The sequence below is a fragment of the Kineosporia corallincola genome (assembly GCF_018499875.1).
In the GTDB taxonomy this organism is placed as follows: Bacteria; Actinomycetota; Actinomycetes; order Actinomycetales; family Kineosporiaceae; genus Kineosporia; species Kineosporia corallincola.
Genome location: NZ_JAHBAY010000005.1, coordinates 421,654 through 440,852, shown reverse-complemented (window position 1 = coordinate 440,852; position 19,199 = coordinate 421,654). Strand labels below are relative to the sequence as shown.

Genomic DNA, 19,199 nt, shown 5'->3' with positions numbered 1-19,199 from the left:
CGCAGGTCGACCAGTTCCTGGCCCAGGCCATCCGTTTCGGTGGCCGCGGCAACCAGGTGATCCCGGTCAGCATGCTGGGCCTGGGAGCGGTCGAGGCGGCCGTGCTGGAGAGTCTGGGCGACGTCGGCACCCGAAACCGCAGGCTCCAGGTGGCAGAGGCGGTGGCCAGCCCGGAATCGCTCTACAGCAACCTGGAGCTGATGCTGAGCGACAGCGGCGCGGCCGTCTCCGAACTGGTGACGCCCGGCCTGATCCGGGATCTGCACGCCGCCGGGCGGATTCGCGTGCACCTGCGTCACCGTGGTGACGCCCTGCTGGAGACCTCCGCCGGAACCGCCGACGACGTCAACGAGTCGGCCGTTCGCCTGGACCACCAGAGCAAGCAGGCACTGGCCGGGGAGGCCGCGTTCGGCCTGGGTGGCGTGTTCCGCGCATCGGTGGACGCCGGAGCACTGTCCAGCGTCACGGTGGCACCGAACGCGCAGTACCGCAGAGGTTTCCGCCAGGACTCCGTGACCGGTGACAACATCTCCGGTGCCGTGCGCCGCACCGGTCGTGCCCTGGGGGCGCACCGGTTGTACCGGGGCGACCTGATGTTCGAGATCATCGACTACACATGGGGCCAGACCGGTGGCGGCCGCGGCGGCCTGGCCCGGCGCTCACGTTTCGTGATCATCGAGCGGGGTGTGCAGTACCTGATCGACGCGACCAGCGCCGACGCCCTGCACCTGCCGCCCATCACCCCGGCAGCCCCGGCAGCCCCGGCGGTCCCGACCGCCGCGGTCGTTGAGGCCGGGCAAGCCGGCGCAGCCCCGGCCGAACCCGTCGCCGCAAACCCGGAGACCGCTCCAGAAGCTGCCCCGGACGTCAATCCGGACGTCAATCCGGACGTCAATCCGGACGCCCACCCGGACACTGATCCGGACGCCGCAACGCCGACGCCCGAACCGAACCTGCTCCCGGCGTCCTTCGTGAATGACGGCCACGTGCTCGGGCTTTCGGAGGTGGTCGGCTTCGGTGACGCAGGCAAACCGCTGAGGCTGGCCAAGGATCTCCTGACCCGTAGCGGGTTCTCCGGGTACACCGACACGGCCTGGCTGGACGCCCCCACCGGTGCGATGGTCTCGCTGGAGAACGGTCTGGGGGCCCGGGCGGTACGCGCCCGGATCGGCAGTGCACTGGGCGCCAGGATCGCCCTGACCGTGACCGAGAACATCCGGAACACCCCGCTGCGCCGCACCCTCGTGTTCAAGGTCGGTGCCAGGATCGGCCAGGCCCTCGGGCCGACCAGCGAGGTGGCCGCGTCTCTGGACAACTTCATGCAGTACGGGTCCCGGCACGACGAGGGCTCCGGCCGCGGCCAGTCGTCCTCCTGGGCCGGCGGCGTCACCGCCTCCGGCACGGTGCTGACGAGCAACCGCCCGGGCATCGGCGGCAGCGCCGGCCGCACGACCGAGAGCGGCCTGTCCCGGTCGGCGAACACCTCGGACAAGCAGAACCGCCGGGTCAAGCCGAAGGCGAAGAAGGCGCTGCGCAGCACGCACGAGATCGTCTGGGAGGTGGAGCTCCAGGTCACCATCCACGGCGGGGCGGGCGTGGAGGCGGTGGCCGGTCCTCTGGCTCACCACTCGCCCTCCGGCTGGACCTCCTACGGTTCGGCCACGGACACCGTGACTCTGCACACGCCGGTCGATCTCGCCACCCCCACGCCGTCCACCGTTGCCCGCAACCCCTACCGGGTGACCGACCCGGAGAACCCGAACCGGAAGTTCCTGGACCTGAAAGGTCAGGTGCCGGAACAGTCTTGGCTCGCCGGCACCCGGCTGATCCCGGCGTTCCTGCGAGCCGGCCTGACCGGATCGGCCACCGGAAACCGGAGGGTGCCGCAAGGGCTACAGATCGACCATCAGCTGCACATGGCCTCGGCGGAAGAGATTCTGTCGGCCAACGTCCCGCCCCTTCTCCAGGCCCAGGGCCTGAGCATGCCCGCGGTGACCGTGCGCGGACTGCTCGGCAACACGCTGCACCACCAGAATCTCAAGCTCCGGCTGGCCGATGCCGTGCTGCTCAACCCGACCGAGCCGGCCGACCCCTCGGACCCGGACGGCCGGCCTCGCGTGCGCCCGTTCCTGATCGGGACCGAGCGGACCGTCGAGAAGGGCGGGGAGGCCGAGAACGTCGTGTCGGCCGAGACATCCTTCGGGCAGGGCATTTCCGCGCCGGTCATCCGCACCGCGCTGCGGGAGGGGGCGGACGAGGACAACATCAGGCTCGGCGAGTCGAGTTCCGCGGCGGCGCAACCCGCGCTGGGCAAGGCGAACGTGACCGGCGGCGCACAGACCTCGAACTCCGGGCGGGTCACCGAGGAGACCACCGAACTCGACACCCCGTCCTTCCTCGTGCGCGCCGCGACCTTCTACACGCTCGTGAATTCGCGCATCCCGCAGTCGATTCTGGGAAGCCGTTCGACGCTCGCCGCTGAGCCGGCGGAACTGGGCGTCGAGAACGGCGGCTACTTCCTGTTCACCGAGGAGCAGGCCGTGGCCGCGGGCCTGATCGAGGTCGTCGAAACCCCTGGGGACGACGGGGAGGTCACGAAGACGTACCACGCCGGCCGCGAGGTCGCGGCGGAGCCGCCCACGGCATTCCCGGGTGTGACGAGTACCCTCACCCGATCCGGCCTTTCGCTCGACTCGTCCCCGCAGTCGGTCCGGCTCGGCGACGCGCTGCCCCGGGTGCCGGGATGGCTCGCGGTCACCGGACGGTACGACCCGGCGACGAACCAGGTGCAGATCGGTTCCGGGACGTCGTCCCGGCTGGTCGGCCCGGAAGGTCTGGTCGAGTACCTGAGCGAGCAGCCGGCCTGGGGCGGCCGCGGCCTGATGCTGATGATCGACGGCATCGCCGCGCCGTCGGGAGTTCCCGCGGCGCAGTCGTTCCCGCAGCGACTGCGCGACCTGCTCGAGGTCGGCGTGCTGGCCCCGACGAGTGATCTCCTGATGATTCCCGCGCCACCCTCCGCGACGCAGGATCCCGCCGTCCCGGGACCGGTGCCGGCGCTCACCCCGGACACCGGGGCGATGGTGGTCCGTCCCCCGCAGGTGGACACCCCCCTTGCCGCATCGACGCAGGAGAGCGGCCCACTGGGCTGGGTGCGCGTCGTGCCGTCCGGCCAGTCCTCGGCGAATGGCCTTCCGGGACAGGCGGTGACGGGTCGCGACACGGCGCCGGTGTTCCACTGGTTCACCCCGCGGATCGGTACGCAGGGCCGTGACGTGGGCGCGGACTTCACCGGTGCGCTGGAGCAGATGCGGTCCCCGGCGGCGCAGGACCAGCAGGTGGTCTGGTCACCCGCGCCGGTGGAACCCGACCCGGCCACCTCGCTGGCCGGACGAGGGAATCTGCCGGAGGACACGGACGTCTTCGTGATCGGCGACGACCCGGACGGTGTGACGGCGGACGGCGTGACGACGGCGGAGGGCATGACGGCCGATGCCCTCGACGGCGATGCGCTGGGTGCCGCCGTGGTCGCGTCCGCGGTGCCGACCGAGGGCGGGCACGTGCTGTTCGCCGCGGCCGACCCGGCGCGGATCGAGTTCGCCCGGCGTCTGCCGGCCGACGCCGGCGCGGCCACCCTGGCCTCGCGCGGCACGGCTGAGGGCGTGCGCGACCAGAACGGCAACGTGGTGACGGTTCCCGCGCTGGCGCAGGCCGTCACCCGGCTCCAGGGCGAGGACCGCCGGGTGCTGCGCCTGGTGGTCTGTGACACCGCCGTCGGCGGGACCAGCTCGTACGCCGCCCGGCTGGCCACCGCCCTGGGCCGTCCGGTGATGGCCCCGCGTGGATTCGTCTGGCAGGCGGCACCCGGTGCGCCCGGCGGTCTCAACGGCGTCGTCAGCCCGCCGCAGGTCAGCGCGGACGGCCGGATCCGGCTGTCCCGGCCGGTGTTGCCGGCCCGGGGGAGCTGGGTGTTGTTCACCCCGCAACCGGACGGGACCGTGTCCGCACGGGATCTCGGCCCGGCGATGCCGTCATCCGTTGCGGAAGCCTCCGACGCGGCGTCCACGGGTACGGTCACGGCCACCGCCGACGGGACGGCCGGCGCCGCGAATGCCTCTGTCCAGCAGACGAATCGGACCGGATCGGCAGCCCTCACCGGCCCCGATACCGTGATGCCGGCCGAGGGGGAGTGGGCGCACTGGTCGTCCGGCGAACGTGGCAGCCCAGCACCCGGTTTCGTCGAGGCCCGGCTGCGTGCGGTGACCAGCCTCAACATCGGTGACGACTACCGGTTCGCCGCACCGGAGGCTGCCGGTCTGGCGGAGCTGGAACGCATCGTCGCCCAGCACTTCCCGGACCAGGAGTTCTCGGACGCGATCCAGGAACTGGTCGGCCGGGCGCAGCTGAGCGGTTGGCAGCGGGCCTGGAACTTCATGGCCGGAGGCTCTGCCCGCGCCGACCGCCGGGAGGAGCTGCTGACCGTGGCCACCCTGGCCACGCAGATCCACGGGCCGGGCTTCAGCATCGAGCAGATGCGGGTCCTGCGCCGGCTCCACGACACGGTGCTGCTCGACGCCCCCGTCACCCTGACCCGGCCCGGGCGGCAACCCGGACAGCAGCTGACGGTGGACGATCTCGGCTGGGTGGTCGCGGGCCTCGGTCCCCGCGGCGATCTGGGCGACGTGGGCAACCTGACGGCCCTGACGATCGCCGCGGCGTCGGTCCCGGTCTCGCCGGGCACCACCCGGATGACCCTGGACGACCTGCGCGCGGCCTGGCAGGGGGAGGCGACCGGAGAGGGACCCGGCACGGGTGGCTCCGCAGCCCGGGCCGACGGTGCCGAGAACCGATTGGCCGACAGCGGTTTGCGGACGACCGGTGTGGTGCCGGGCGCCGAGGTCGCCGGGACCCCGGATTCCCCGGGCGCGACTGCGGCACAGCAGGCGCAGCAGGCAGAGACGTCCGGCACCCGGCCCGCCGGGGACGACGCGGACGGGGCGGACGGCGCCGGGACCGGTCCCGACGCCTGGGGCGACCCCGAGCCGCCGGCCGGGCGGCCGGACGATCCCGGTTTCGTGCCGGTCGACCTGGCCGACCACGAGGCGCTGGGGGTCGACCGGCGACCGGCGCGGGAGGTGCACCAGGAAACCCTGGACGCGGTCCTGGAAACGCTCACCGGCCAGGCCATGACGAACGTGGGACCCGGGACCGCCGGACCCGCCGTGCCAGAGCCCGGCCCCGAACCGGGGACCCAGGACCCGGCCGTGGCCGCGGAGCCCGACATGGCCGGGGAACCCGACGTGGTGGCGGACACCGGCCTCGTGCCGGCTGCCGACCCGGGCGACGGCGACCGGCAACCGCGACCCGGCACACCCGACCCCGGCCAGAACGCCGAGCAGAACCCAGCCGAGCAGGACCTGGCCGAGCAGGACCCCACCACGCTGGATCCCGTGGCGGTCGCGGGTTTCGAGGTCGCGGCCGGGGTGCGCGATCTCGTGGTGAGCCGGGTCTGGGCGGCACTGGAAGAGGCCGGTGCGCTCACCGGCGGCCTGGGCGGCCGGTGGCGGCGTGACCTGGTGCACCTGGTCGACGACACCGTGACCACCCGGGCGCTCACCGCGCTGGTGGCCGAGATCGCCCCCGGGCGGCCGATGACGAACGTCGTCACCGTCAACCAGGGCTCCGAGGACGGGGCCTTCTCCCGCAGCCGGGTCCACATCTGGGTGCGGGCCGAACGCCGGGACGACCCGGGCAACCCCGCCGTCCCGCTGGTCCGGTTCACCGTCCGGGTGCGGTTCCGGACCGGTCCGCGCCCGTGGGTCCGCGCCATCACGTCACCGGCGGTGCGCCGCTGGCTGGGCGGTGACGACCTGGTCACCTCCACGACGCGCCCGGTGGACCAGGCGGTCGTGCCCAGCGACCACGGTGTGAACGCCGACGGATCACCCCGCCCGAACCGGGACCTGCCCCTGCCGACGGAGGCCCGGAGCGCGTCGCCGGGTCCTCGTCGTCCGTTCGCCTCCCCGGCCGACATGGCCGTGCCGCCGGCAGACCCGGCGAACCAGCCGGCCGTGACGGTCCGCAGCCGCACGCAGTGGCAGGACCCGATCGGAACCCTGCGGCGCCGGCTGAGCACCCTGGGGCAGGAAAGGCCGCTCCTGCGCTCGCGGAGCCAGGACCGGCGCGACTCGCTGAACGAGCCCGACGGCCACGAGCTGCTCGCGACCCTGCGGGACGAGCAGCAGGTGCACCGGGCGCTGGACACCGCCTACGCGAAGGAGACCGGGCGCTACGAACCCCTGGACCTGAGCGACGTCCCTCCGGTCGTGCACCACCTCGCCGAGAACTACGCCTCGGTGCTGCTGGCCGATCCGCACCAGACCTCGCTCACCCGGGCGCAGCTGAGGACGATCGACTTCCCGGCGGTGATCGCGGCCGCGCGGATCGCCGGTGAACACCGTGATGCCGGGCGGGAACTGCCCGCCGGCAACCTCCTGCGGCTGCGCCGCGACCTGGCCGCCGGCCTGGTGAACCAGATCTGGCAGCACTTCACCGAGGTCGTCTACCTGCGCCCCGGGCACGCGCACGAGTACCGGCCGCTCCCGGAGGCTCGGAGGCATCCACGCGGGGTCAACGACCGGCTGCTGCGGGAGGTCCGTCATCTCGGGGGAGCCCGTCCGTCCGGCTCGGGCGACGGTTCGCGCAGCGCACCGGTGAGCCGCCCCGGCACCCCGGTCCCGTCGCGCCCCCAGAGCCCGGTCGCGGGCCGTCCGGCCTCCCCGTCGTCCGGGCGCGCGGCCAGTCCCGCCCGCCCGGCCAGCCCTGCCCGCCAGCCGTCGCAGGCCGGCCAGTTCCCCCATCCCGACCTGTTCCGCCGGCTGCTGCAACTGCGGCGCAGCAGCCTCGGGTCGGAGTACGAACTGCGCCAGCGCCAGCGTGCCCTGAGCCTGCCCGGTGAACCGGCCCGGCCGGCGCGACGCCAGAGCTCGCTGCTGAGCGAGCGGCCGACCTCTTCCCGTGCCGGCACGCAACCCACCGGCACGCAACCCGCCGCCGCGCTGTCCGAGTCACCGACCACGCTCCCGCAGGGACCGACCCTGTCCACGGTGCCGTACCTGAACCTGGCCGCCGGCCAGGTCACCGCGAACACCGTCGACGTCGAGAGCATCGCCGCGCTGATGAACCAGATCCAGGAGATGGCCGGGGAATTCGACCTGCGGATCGACGAGACCCAGGTGCTGCGCCTGACCCAGCCCCTGGTGCACAACTTCGACGGATTCTTCGGCGCCGGCCGGACGATCACCCTCACGGCACAGGGACGCCAGGACGGCCGGACCTCCTACGGTGCCCGGCGTCACCTGGACGTCACCGTGCGGCTGCGCAACGTGCGGCAGGGGCCGCCGGTGGACCAGCCGGACACGCACGTGCGGCAGGAGATGTACCCGCGGCGAGCGGCCGTCACGTCGCAGTCCCGGGTGCGCGGCACCGGCGCCGGCCTGCCGCTGGCCGTCACCCTGCTCTCCCCGGTGGGTGTCGGTGGCTCGCTGGAGTTCTCGGCCGGCTGGCTGAACCAGGTGGTGCACCGTCACGACCTGGTGATCGCCGACCAGCGCTCGCTGCGCAGCAACGGCGGCACCGAGTTCCCGATCACCTTCGACTACCTGGTGACGGTCGTACCCACGCCCGCGCCCGGGCCCGGCGTCGTCCCGCAGCAGATTCCGGACCGGACGGCGGAGGGCCGGGCCAGCCTGGTGGCCCCCAAGGACATCCTCGACATCCGCTGGACGCCGGCCGAGCAGCAGACCGAGTCGGTCGTCACCCGGCAGCAGAACGCGGCCATCTCGGTCGCGCCGTCCCTGTCGATCGACGCGGTGGTCGACCTGGGCGGGCTGCTGGAGGCCCGGCGTGCCAACCTGCCGCCGGGCATCACCGCGGCCGGCGCGCCGGGCCGGGAGAACAGCGAGCGCATCTCGCACGCGACGGCGCTCCAGACCGACCTGTTCGGCATGCTGGAGGGACGTTTCGACTCCCCGATGCTGCGGGCCGCCGACGGTGACTGGACGGCGCTGAGGTCGACGGCCACCATCACGCACGCCAGACCGCTGGGTCTGGCCGGGGCGGCGAACATGCGGTCGGCGCGGGTGACGGGTCAGAACGTGGCCCTGACCCGGGGCCGGGTGCTCGATCTCGGTGGTGCGCTGGGCCCGGCCGTGGGGGTCTCGGCCGATCCGGTGTCGTACCTGGCCTGGCGGCTGATGCTCACCGGTGGGTACAGCTGGAGGGACACCGAGGAGGTGGCGCGTGCGGGACAGGACAAGGAGGGACACCAGATCAACCACCCGCGGGCGCTGTACCTGGTCAGTGTGCTGGTGTCGGACCTGGCGTACCGCCCGGCGACGTCGACGTGGAAGCAGCTGGTGCCGGGCGGTCACGAGATCCACGCGGTGCTGAGCCTCTCCAAGTTCGAGGCGGCCGAGCTGGGCCTGCCCGGAGTGGACGGCACCGAGCCGATGCTGACGCCGTTCGTTCCGGGCCCGGGCGTTTCGGAACGGGCCCTGCCGGCCTGGTTCTCCGGCGGTGAGCCGCCCACCGGAACCCTGACCAACGCGATTCTGCGGCACGATCTTCCGGGTTCCCTGGAAGACACCGTGCGGGCCCTGGTGCACCAGATGGGCTTCGGCGACCTGATCACCCAGGGGCAGGGGGAGCCGGCGACGACGTCGGCCGGGTCGGGCCAGCGGCGTTACCACAACGACGTGCGCATCCGTAAACCGCTCACCCTGAGCTCGCTGAGCACCCTGCGCCCGCGCACGATCGAGCTGGAGCGTCCGGGCGGCGGTGGGCTGTGGAGCGACGTGCTGACGGTCACCGTCACCCCTCGCCGCGGTGCCCCCGAGTACCAGGGCCACTGGTCCACCTCGGTGGTGCGCTCGATCAACCTGAACACCGTCAACACCAGCTTCGAGCAGGCCAGCAGCGGCCGGATGGGGTGGTTCACCGACCTGCGTATGCGTTTCGTCATGGCCAACCTGGGGCCGGGTCTCGCCCTGCGCCAGCAGTGGGAGCGGTCGAGTTCACGCTCGGCCGGCACGATGCAGCGCAGCCAGGCACTGTGGATCGGGGACCCGACCACCGACGTCTTCTCCGCGCCGCTGACCTTCGAGGTGAGGGCCGAGGTGACCCGGCACTTCCGCCCGGCCGTTCCCCCCGGGCTGCCGGCCGCCGGTATCGACCCGCGGTCGGCGCAGGTGCTGTCGCTGGCCACGATCACCGTTCCCCGGGCCCTGACGCGCACGCCCGAATCCCGGCCGTGGCCGCAGATCGGGCCGGCCATCCAGGAGCGCGTGCCGGTGCCTGCCGGGCGCTCGGCGCATCCGCGTCCCGCGCTGATGGATCATCGCGCTGCCCACCTGCCCGGGCACCCGGCCGACCGGCACACCGTGATCTTCGTGAGCGACCTGCACCGGGTGGTGCGGATGCTGCGCGACCTGGCCGCCGACGCCGCCGACCCCGACCTCGTGCACGCCTACCGCCGCGAGATCGAAGCGACCTACGGGACGGAGGCGCTGGAGAACGCCTTCTCCACCACCGCCTTCTACCGTCGTTACGAGGACCTCGAGCTGCTGGCCCGGCCCAGTCTGCACCGGCCGCGGGTGATGGAGGTGCTGCCGCTCGGCCTGTTCAGCGAAACCTCCCGGATGGGCGGGCAGGTCACGGCCGCGGGCACCGGCCGCTCGACCGGCTGGGACGTCACCACGGGCCCGACCGGGCGCACCGACACCTACGGGAACCTCTTCCAGGCGAGCGTGAACGCCCGCTACGGGCGCAGCACGGGTCACTCGCAGGCGCTGGCCTTCGCCGGGGACCGCGACCACAACATGGTGCAGAACACCACCCAGATCCTCTTCGTGGTCAGCAGCGACCTGCACTGGGACCTGGCCGCGGTGCGGGAGGCCGGGGCGCTGTCCCGGGCCCGGCGAGAGCTCGCCCGGATCGACGTGCCGAACGGCGCCGTGCAGTTGCTCACCGAGCGCCAGGTCCGCCAGATCCCGGCCGACCCCGACACCGGGATGCGGCTGCTGGACCGGCTGGACCAGGTGCTGGCGGGCAACCGGGCGTGGGCGCAGGCGCCCGCCCAGCAGGAATGGCTGCGGGGCAACGGGTATCAGGCCGCGCAGATCGAGGCCGGGCCGTCCCGGCCGTCGATGCCGCTGGCACCACCGCCGTACCTGAACGGTGGCCCGAAGGCCTCCCTCGGCTCGGGCATGCCGATCCAGGTGCCGGACCTGACCTACCTGCTGGACCAGCTGATCCAGCAGATGGGCGGGCAGGCTCGCCGCCTGTTCCCCGACGGCGGCGACGACAGCCGGGACAACCGGGGGCTGGCCTCGCTGGTGCTGGGTGCCGACGGGGTGGCCGGGTTCCTGAGCGGCATGATGGACGGCGGCGCGGTGCTGCCCCTGCACGCCTACAGCGGCTCGCTGGTGAGCAGACTGCGTGGTTCGCGGCCCGACCCCGCCGAGATGGACCAGGCACACCGGCGGGCGCACGCCGCGGCCCAGGAGGCGAGGCGGTCCGAGGCCGAGGACGACGCGTCCCTGACCGATGCCGAGCAGCTGCTGCGCCGGCAGCTGGAGAAGGCCCACTCCGCCGCGGCCCGGAACGCCCGGCACAGCAGCACCGCGTTGCTGCGGGTGGAGGTGGAGACCGGCCCGGCCGAGTTCGACGAGATCATCGCCGACGGTGGTGACCTGGAGCTGTACACCGAGGCACTGATGACGCGCAGCCAGAAGCTGGCGCGGGTCAGCCGCCTGATGGGCTCGGTCTCGGCCGGGTACGGGTTCATCGGTGACCCCGGCATGCAGGTGCGCCCGTCGGCGGGGGCGACCCCGGGCCTGAACCTCCAGACGTCCACCGAGGTCGGTTCCACCGGCGCCGACTACGGCAAGACGATGAAGATGAGCTGGGTCGTCGGGCACCGGGTGGCCTTCCGGGTGCCGCTGACCCGGGTGCGGCTGAGTGTCGAACTGCCCGACGGCACGAGCTTCGGCGTCGAGGACATGCCGTCCACGGGGCCGGCCCCGGCCGGTGAGACCCCGCGGCTGCGGCCGATGCTCGTGGAGCTGGCCGCCAGCGCCCTGCGGGTGCCCGGCGGTGCGCATGCGGCGCCCGTCGTCCCCGGCCCGGCCGGTCCGCTGCGGATCCCCGCCCCGCAGCCGCCGGTCACGGACGAGGCCGGGGTCCGCCGGTACGTCAACGAGTTCCTGCACGGCGGCCAGCACCGGATGCCCGCGCAGTCCCTGGTGGAGTGGTTCCTGGGCTCGAACGAGGTGCGTGACCTGCTGCTGGCGGGCCGGGGCGCGAACCACGTGCCCACCGGGCCCGAGGCGTCCCTGCTCCAGCTCGCCGCGAGCTCCGAGAACCTCCAGAGCTGGCTGCCGCTGGCCAACAGCCCGGACGGGTTCCCGGTGCGTCCCGACCTGACCGTCTACGCCCGGCTGCGCAACCCCGTCGTGGTGGCCACCGGCAGCGAGCTGCGGCTCGGTTTCGAGGACCCGCTCGACGGTTTCACCCCCGCCGTGCCCCGGGCGGAGCACACCACTGGACGCTACGAGCTGGACGAGGCGACGCTCAGCATCGGAGTGAGCCCGGGCGTGACGCAGGCCGACACCGGTGGTGGTGGCGGCACCGGCCCCCGGGTCGTGCGGGGCGCCGGGGACCGTGACGCGATCGCCGACACCTCGGTGTTCAACCGCAAGACGGGCCGGGCCGGGCCGTCGGTGGCGGTCGCGTACGACATCCAGTTCCTCGTCGTCCATCGCGGGTCGACCGTCACCATGACCGAGCGGCTGCTCGAAGGCGGCGTCGGACTGCGGATGCACAGCGACACCGCCCGTTTCGAGCTGGGTTTCACCCTGCCGCAGCGGTACCGGCAGCCGGATGCGCAGCTGAAGGAGGTGGACCGCACCGGTACGGTCCGGCAGGAGTCCCGGCGGGCCATGCTGGCGCAGGGCATGCAGGTGCAGCGTCTGCTGGACGAGGCCCGGGTGCAGACGGTGGACGACGCGACGGCTATCGACGCCCCCGCCGCGGACGAGGAACTCAGCCAGGCCCGCCTGGAGCTGTTGCGCGCCCAGGACGCCTACGACCGGGCGGACCTGGACTTCCGCAACGCCGTGCGGAAGTGGCTGGACGCCAAGCGGATCGCCGACGGCGAACTGGACGGCGAGGGTGGTGGCCGGGACCAGTTCGCGCCCGAGCCCTACGAGCCGGCCGTGCGGCGCAGGTCCACGGACCTGCGCACCGGCACGATGAGCACGGACTCCTCCGGGGAGCGCACCACGTCGCGGAGCAGCACCATGCTCTCGTCCCTCCACGACGGGCAGCGTCCGGGCCGGCCCGCCGCGCACCTGCGGAACGTGACCGAACTGGAGGAGACGGCCGAGCCGGAGAGCTACTCCGACACCGAGACCGGCACGCAGCCCAATACACAGCCCAACACCCGGCCCGGCACCCGGGACGCCGATCCGGCGGCGGAACCGGTTCTGGTGCAGGCGATCGGCGCCGACCTGGCGGGGGTGTCTCCCGAGCAGACGCTGCTCGACCACGGGCGCGCCCCGTTCCGGGTGACGGCCGAGGACCTGACCGGGCATCGGGTGGTGGCCGAGACCGTCGACCCGCAGACCCTGCGGGAACTGGCCACCGTGTCGTTCGCGCAGCTGTCCGCCCTGGACAGTACCCCGGCTGTCGTCGTCGACCTGATGACCGCGAGTCCGCAGCCGTTCCAGGACTACAGCGGGGCACTCGGCCGCGATCAGGTGCTCGCCGGACTGCCGAGCACCGTCGGGGCCGGTCACACCTTCAACGGGGTGCTGCGGGACCAGGGCAACGGCGCGGACCTGTTCGTGCGCAACCGCTTCTACGACGCCCGGCCGCTCGGCTGGGCGAGCCGGCGGACCCCCGGCGGCAGGCCGTACCTGCGGGTGCGGGCCGGCCTCCAGACCACGCTGGGCCTCACCCCCTCCAGCCGGCGTCGCCCGGTGACCGGTTCCACCGGGCGCCTGAACTACCGGATGGACGATTCCACGGACCTGCTCGTCGACCCCGAGAGCCCGCTGGGCCGGCAGATGCTGGATGACCACGCGGACTTCCCGCCGGCCCCGGGCCGCGACCTCGGCGGGGCCGCCGGATCGCGGGCACCCGATGACGGGCCTTCGCCGTCCCGGAACGGGACCGGTACCCAGCCCGACACCCAGCCCGGCACCCGGGCCGACACCCAGCCCGGAACCAAGGCCGAAGGGCCGCAGGGCCTGGCACGCGCGTCCACCTCACTGGCGACACCGTCAGGAAAACTGGTCGGCGGAGCCCGGGCGGACGAGAGCATCACGCCGGACACCACGAAACCCTTGGGCACGAGGGGCAAGGACAAGGCGAAGGACACCGGCCCGCTTGCCGGCCTGCTGGGGAACTATGCGGGACCCGAGGACCCGGCCAGTTACCCGGGGCAGATGCTGTCGCTGGAGGTCGCCCACGAGAGCGTCTCCTACCTGGGGCTGCCCGATAACGTGCTGGACGGGATGCGCCGGCAGGCATCTGAGGTGTATCCGAAAGGATTCCGCACGATGCTCACGCTCGACGGAAGTCCTTGGCTCCAGGTGGGTCTGGACGCCGTGGTGCTGACCTGGTACCGGCACGGCGAAGACGCCGCCCGGCACCAGGCGGAGCTCCAGGCCGCGCGGGTGGGACAGGTCGAGGAGCAACTGCTCGGCGGAAAGCTGGGCATGGAGCTGGAGACCAGCCACGCGCGGCTGAAACGTGGCTTCCGGTCGATGTTCGAGGGTCTCGATTACAAGACCGTCCTGGTCGACCACGAGCATCTCCAGCTGGTGGTCGACTACGGGCGGGTGCCGGGCGCGGGGCGCGGGAGCGTCCCGATCATCGAGATCGTCACCAAGCCGGTGCGGACCATGCCCGGTGAGCAGGGCCATGACCGGGCCGCCAGCGACGCCACGGTCCGGCGCGTGCGTCGTCTGCTAACCGGCGCCCGCGACAACGTCAAGATCAAGGACCTGTTCATCCCGGAGCAGGGATTCACCGTCGGGAACCCCGCCCTGGGCAATCTGAGGATCAGCCGCAGCGGCCCGGGAGGCCTGGGCGCGGGACTGTACGCGCAGTACACGGTGGACGTGCCGCTCGGCTCGGTGCGCCGGGCCATGGCCGACGCCCGGCGCAACGCCGACCCCAGCCGCCCGCGGGTGCCGGACGTCATCGCGCTCCAGGATCTCGCGGTCGACTTCTCCGATCGGATGATCGCGGCGCACCTCGGCATGGACCCGGACCACCCGGACCGCGAGCGGATCGCGCGGGAACTGTCGCGGCGCGAGGACCTGGCCCACGCGGCGGACTACTTCGCCCTGATGGCCACGCATCTCGCCGCACCGCTGGTCTCCCGGGCCATCGACGTGCACCTGCCGAAGAACATGACGCTGATGGTGTCGCGGCACTCGCTGTCCGACACGTTCGCCCACCTGTCGCCGCAGATGCAGCAGTTCGCGCAGCATCAGCAGCAGATGTTCGAGGCCACTCTGGAACAGATGCTGAGGAGCACGTTCCCGGAGCTCAACCATCGCCTGCGCCGGGTCAGGAACTGGCGGCAGGCACGGCTGAAGGACTTCACCCGTGAGGACGACGCGACTGTCAGCATGGGTGACTACCTGGACAGCGCTTTCACTGCGCGGCCCGCGGTGCCGGTACGCCCGAGCCAGGTGCTGGACGTCGGCACCGACTTCGGTGACCTGAACCGCGAGGCCGGCGTGGCGAACCTGGCCCTGGAGTACCGCCTGCACGGGCCCCGGTATGTGAACAGCGACGACATCCGGCGCGCCGAAGACCATTTCGAGGCCGTGAGTCAGGCGTACTGGCAGCACGCCATGGCCCTGAAATCTGGTGCCGCGGGGCAGGGGAGTGTCTCCGCCACGATCCGGGACCGCCACGATCTGGAGAGTTTCGCCCACTCCGTCGCCACCGAGGCCCGTCGCCACCAGGCTCTCGGCCGGTCGGTCTCGGTGCTGGTCGAGGGCAGTGGTGAGCGTGCCGGGCAGGCGAGAGAGGACCTCCGGGCCCTGGTGGACGCCGATCTGGCCGGTACACCGAGGCTTCCGGGCACGGTGAACTGGCGGATCCGTGGTCAGCCCGGTGCCGACAGCAACCTGGTGGGCAACGAGGTCCGGATGACGGTCGTCCCGGACCCGGACCCGGACCCGGACCCGGACCCGGACCCCGCTCCCGAAACGACCAGTGATCAGGATGGGGTCTCCGGATCGGGCACCGCGACGGGAAGCCGCCCGCGTAGCACCGGGCTGCCCGGCGCGTCCCGGTCCGCGGCGTCCCCTGCGACACCCGATCCGACGAACGACCCCGCGAACGGGCCGGTGGCCTCGACGTCGTCGGTGCCCTCGTCGTCCTCAGGCACCGAAACCACCGCAATCACCGGTCCGGCCGAAACCACCACACCGCCCGGAACCGCCTCTGCCCCGCGCTGGTTCACGCACCCGGAGCAGATCACCCCGGCCCCCGACCGGGCCCCCACCCGGCAGGAGGCGGACGAGGCCCTGGCCCGGATGAACCTGCCCGGCCACGAGCGCGACGCGATGGAGGCGTGGGCGACCAGGCTGTACCCGGCCGGCTTCCGCACCAGGCTCACCCTGGACGAAAGTCCCTGGACCGCAGCTGGTCTCGATGTCGTGGTGCTCACCCAGATGCGCCATGGTGAGGACGCCGCCCGGGCCGAGGCGCTGAACCAGGCCCGCCGGGTGCGGCCGGGCTGGTACCCGGACGCCGACGGGCTCTTCGGCTCGTTCGAGGTGGAGACCCGGATGGCCTACCTGGACAACACCTCCGGCGACCCGGCACACGGCACGGTGATCGCCGGCAACGCCGACGTGGAACTGGTGGTCGACTGGTACAGCCGGCTGCCCGGCCAGAACCGCGCCCGCAGGCCGGTGATCGAGATCGTGGCCCGCCGGGGGCGGAACCTGCCCGCCGGCGACCCCCGCAGCCTGCACCGGCGCACCGACGCCACCCGGCAGGTGGTGCAGACGCTGAACCAGGCCGCCGACGGCGCCCGCATCGACGAGCTGTTCACCCCCGGTGACGGCTGGAGCATCCCGGACCCGCGGACGGCGGCCTGGACGCTGCGGAAGGTGGAACCCGACCAGGGCCTCTACCCGCAGTACTCGGCGGACGTGCGGCTGGCGTCCGTGCACGACTTTCTCGGGCACCTGGTGCGGCGCGCCGACCGCGGCAGGGGCCTCGTCAACGAGGTGGCCCGGCTCCAGGAGCTGGCATTCGGCTTCTCCGCCCGGATCGCCGGCGCCTACCACGGGCTCAGCGACCTCCACCTGGAGGCCGATGCCGATGCCGGCCACTCCACGATCGACGCCCTGGCCGCCCGGCACCGTCCCACCGCCGACCTGCGCTCCCTGTTCGACGTGGTGCTGCCGCACGTGGCAGCCCCGGTCGTGGCCGCGATGCGGCAGTCGCAGGTACCGAAGAACTTCCTCCTGGGCGTGTCCCGGCAGAGCCTGTCGCGTCTGGCCGGGCTGCTCGACGGCCCGACCCTCGCCTTCGTGCGGGCGAACCACGACCTGATCACCACCGAGTTCGAAACCACCCTGCACCGGGCCTATCCCGGCCTGCGCGAGTGGCTGACCCGGCAGGGAGTCGACAGCGTGCTCGACCTGCCGCTGACCGACCACAGCACCGGCCAGGCAGCCGCCTTCACCGTGGGCCAGTACCTGGACAACGCGCTCACGGCCGAGCCCGCCGTACCCGTCGGCCCGTCCCGGGCGCTGGACGTCAACACCCAGCTGAACGACGTCAATCATCACTCCGGCCACCCGGCAGCGGTTTTCGAGCTGCGCTACTTCGGCCCCCGCAACGTCGACCCCGACGGCCTCGCCACCACACTCGCCGAGGTCACCGACCTGATCCGGCAGACCTGGCAGGACGCCCACGACCTCGACCTGCGGGCGGCCACCGGTCCCCGCCCCGGACTGGCCGGTGGCCACATCGGTTTCGAGGCGCGCCCCGCCGGGGTGTTCCTGACCTTCCCGCCCGGTGTGCCGCGTCCTCCCGCCGGCACCGGGCTGGCAACCCTGGGTGACCTGGTGATCGTGACCGACGACGTCGTCACGCGCACCGGTGAGGCCCGGGTCGGCCTGGAGATCGCCTCCGCACGCCCGATGCGCGCCCTGCCCGGTGAGGAGGGGCCGGATCCGCTCGCGGTGCTCGGGGCGCTCGCCCGCTCGGTGGACCGCCTGCGCCGGACCGGCGGGCCGGTGGAGCTGGCCCGGGTGTTCCCGCGCTCGCAGGGATTCCGGCGGCTGAACGAAAGCCTGCGCCCGACTGTTTATCTCACTCCGGAAGCGGCTGCCTCGGCGCAGGTGGGGCTCGGGATGCACTACACGGCGGGCCTACCGCAGACCTCGGTGCACTGGGCGGTCACCGAGGCGATCCACCGGGCTCACCCGGGCCGCCCCGGCGTCGCCGAGGCGGTGCGGTTGCACCAGCTGGGTTCGGAGTTCGCGGCGCGGGTGGTGTCGCGCTTCCTGCGGCTGCAACCCGTGCTGCCGGAGCACGCGCTGGACACCATGGCGGTGCGTGATCCGCAGGTGGCGGCCCTGCGCGGTTACGCCGGGCTGGGTTTCGCCCAGACCGCGGCCCCGGTGCTGACCCGGTTGCTCGACCGGGACGCCCCGCGGGACCTGCTGCTGGTGGTCTCCCGGCTGGGAGCCGGGGCCCGCACCCTGCTGCCCCCGGACGTCCAGAGGTTCCTGGCCGAGGAGCACGACTGGATCACGGCCCAGTGGCTGGTCTCGCTCGAACAGGCGTACCCCGATCTGGTGACCCGCCGTCCCGAGGGGGAGGGCGTGGACAGCCTGCTGGACATGCCCCTGCGGGATCTGTCCCGTGGCGCAACCGATTTCATGGCCGGAGACCATCTCGACACTTACCTGCTCGAACAGCCTGAGGTCCGGGTCGGCCCGGCGCAGGCCCTGGGGGTGCGGGACGAGGCCGGGAACGCGGGCCTGGCGTCGGGGGTCGCCGTGATCCCGCTCGAGTTCCGCTCCGCGGGAGAGGAAGGCACCGGAGTGGGAACGGCCGCCCTGACCCTGGCCGACCTCGCCGGGGCGAGCCGGCTGGAGTGGGAGCAGGAGCTGGGCCCGCAGGCCCGGATCGCCACCGGCGAAGCCCCGCTGATGTTCGGGTTCCCCGGCGGGGAAACCGATCTCGCCCCCGAGCGTGACCCCGAGGTCGCGGTGCTCGCGACCGCGGTGAGCGGCCGCCTGCTGGAGCAGCGGGCGCAGGGCGGGACCAGTACGGTGCTGATCGAGGGCGGCATGGTGGGCGCGGCCGGCCGGCATGCCCGGCGCCGGGCGGCGGCCCGGGCCGACCGGCTGGTCGCCTGGCTGAAGCCCGTGGTCGACGAGCAGCTGACCGCGGCCGGGCTGGATCCTGGCCTGGTGCACTGGCAGTCGCGGCTGCCGGCGCAGAAGAAGGGTCTGGCACCGGATCTGGACCGCCGGGTGGTCCGGGTCACGGTGGCCCCGCAGGTGCGGCTGATGGACCAGCCCTCCGCCGGTTTCGTCTTCGCGAGCCTGCGCTACCCGGACGAACGCCGTCAGTTCCTCGGACATCTCGCCGAGGAGGTGGACCAGGAGCAGCCGGACACCGTCACCGGTCCGGACCCGGCCGGTCCGGACCCGGCCCGCCACGTGCTGGCCGCGCTCGGGCAGATGACGATCGCGCAGCCGGCGTTCCTGGAACGGGCACTGACGGCGATCGGCGTGGCCCGCCGCTCGGTCGGCGACCAGAACATCGACATCGCCGTGCGGACCAGCCTTCTCACCCTGTTCGCCGGGGACTGGGAGGCGGCGCGGGCTCAGATCCGGGACGCCTGGCCGCAGGCCCTGCCCGAGGAGCGGAGCCGGTGGATCCATCGGCTGGAGGCGATGGCGGTGCGGCACCCGCAGTGGCGCGCCCGGATCGAGCTGCTCTACGGATACCTTCCGTCGGCCGACTCGCCGACCCCGGTGAACGTGCCCTCCAGCGCCTCCTCGGAGGCGTCGAGCGATGCCGGCACCGACATCTTCAGCGACGCGGCCTCCGACGCCTCCAGCGATTCGTTCGAGGACTGA

At 72.9% G+C, this 19,199-nt stretch carries 1 protein-coding gene (running past one end of the window); it reads left to right on the top strand.

Annotated features, from left to right (window positions below):
• Nucleotides 1-19,199: the 3' portion of a WXG100-like domain-containing protein gene (locus tag KIH74_RS14680; RefSeq protein WP_214156474.1), read on the top strand. Its footprint begins 14,665 nt before the window's first position; only the last 19,199 of its 33,864 coding nucleotides appear in the window; the start codon falls outside the window, past its left edge; its stop codon occupies nt 19,197-19,199.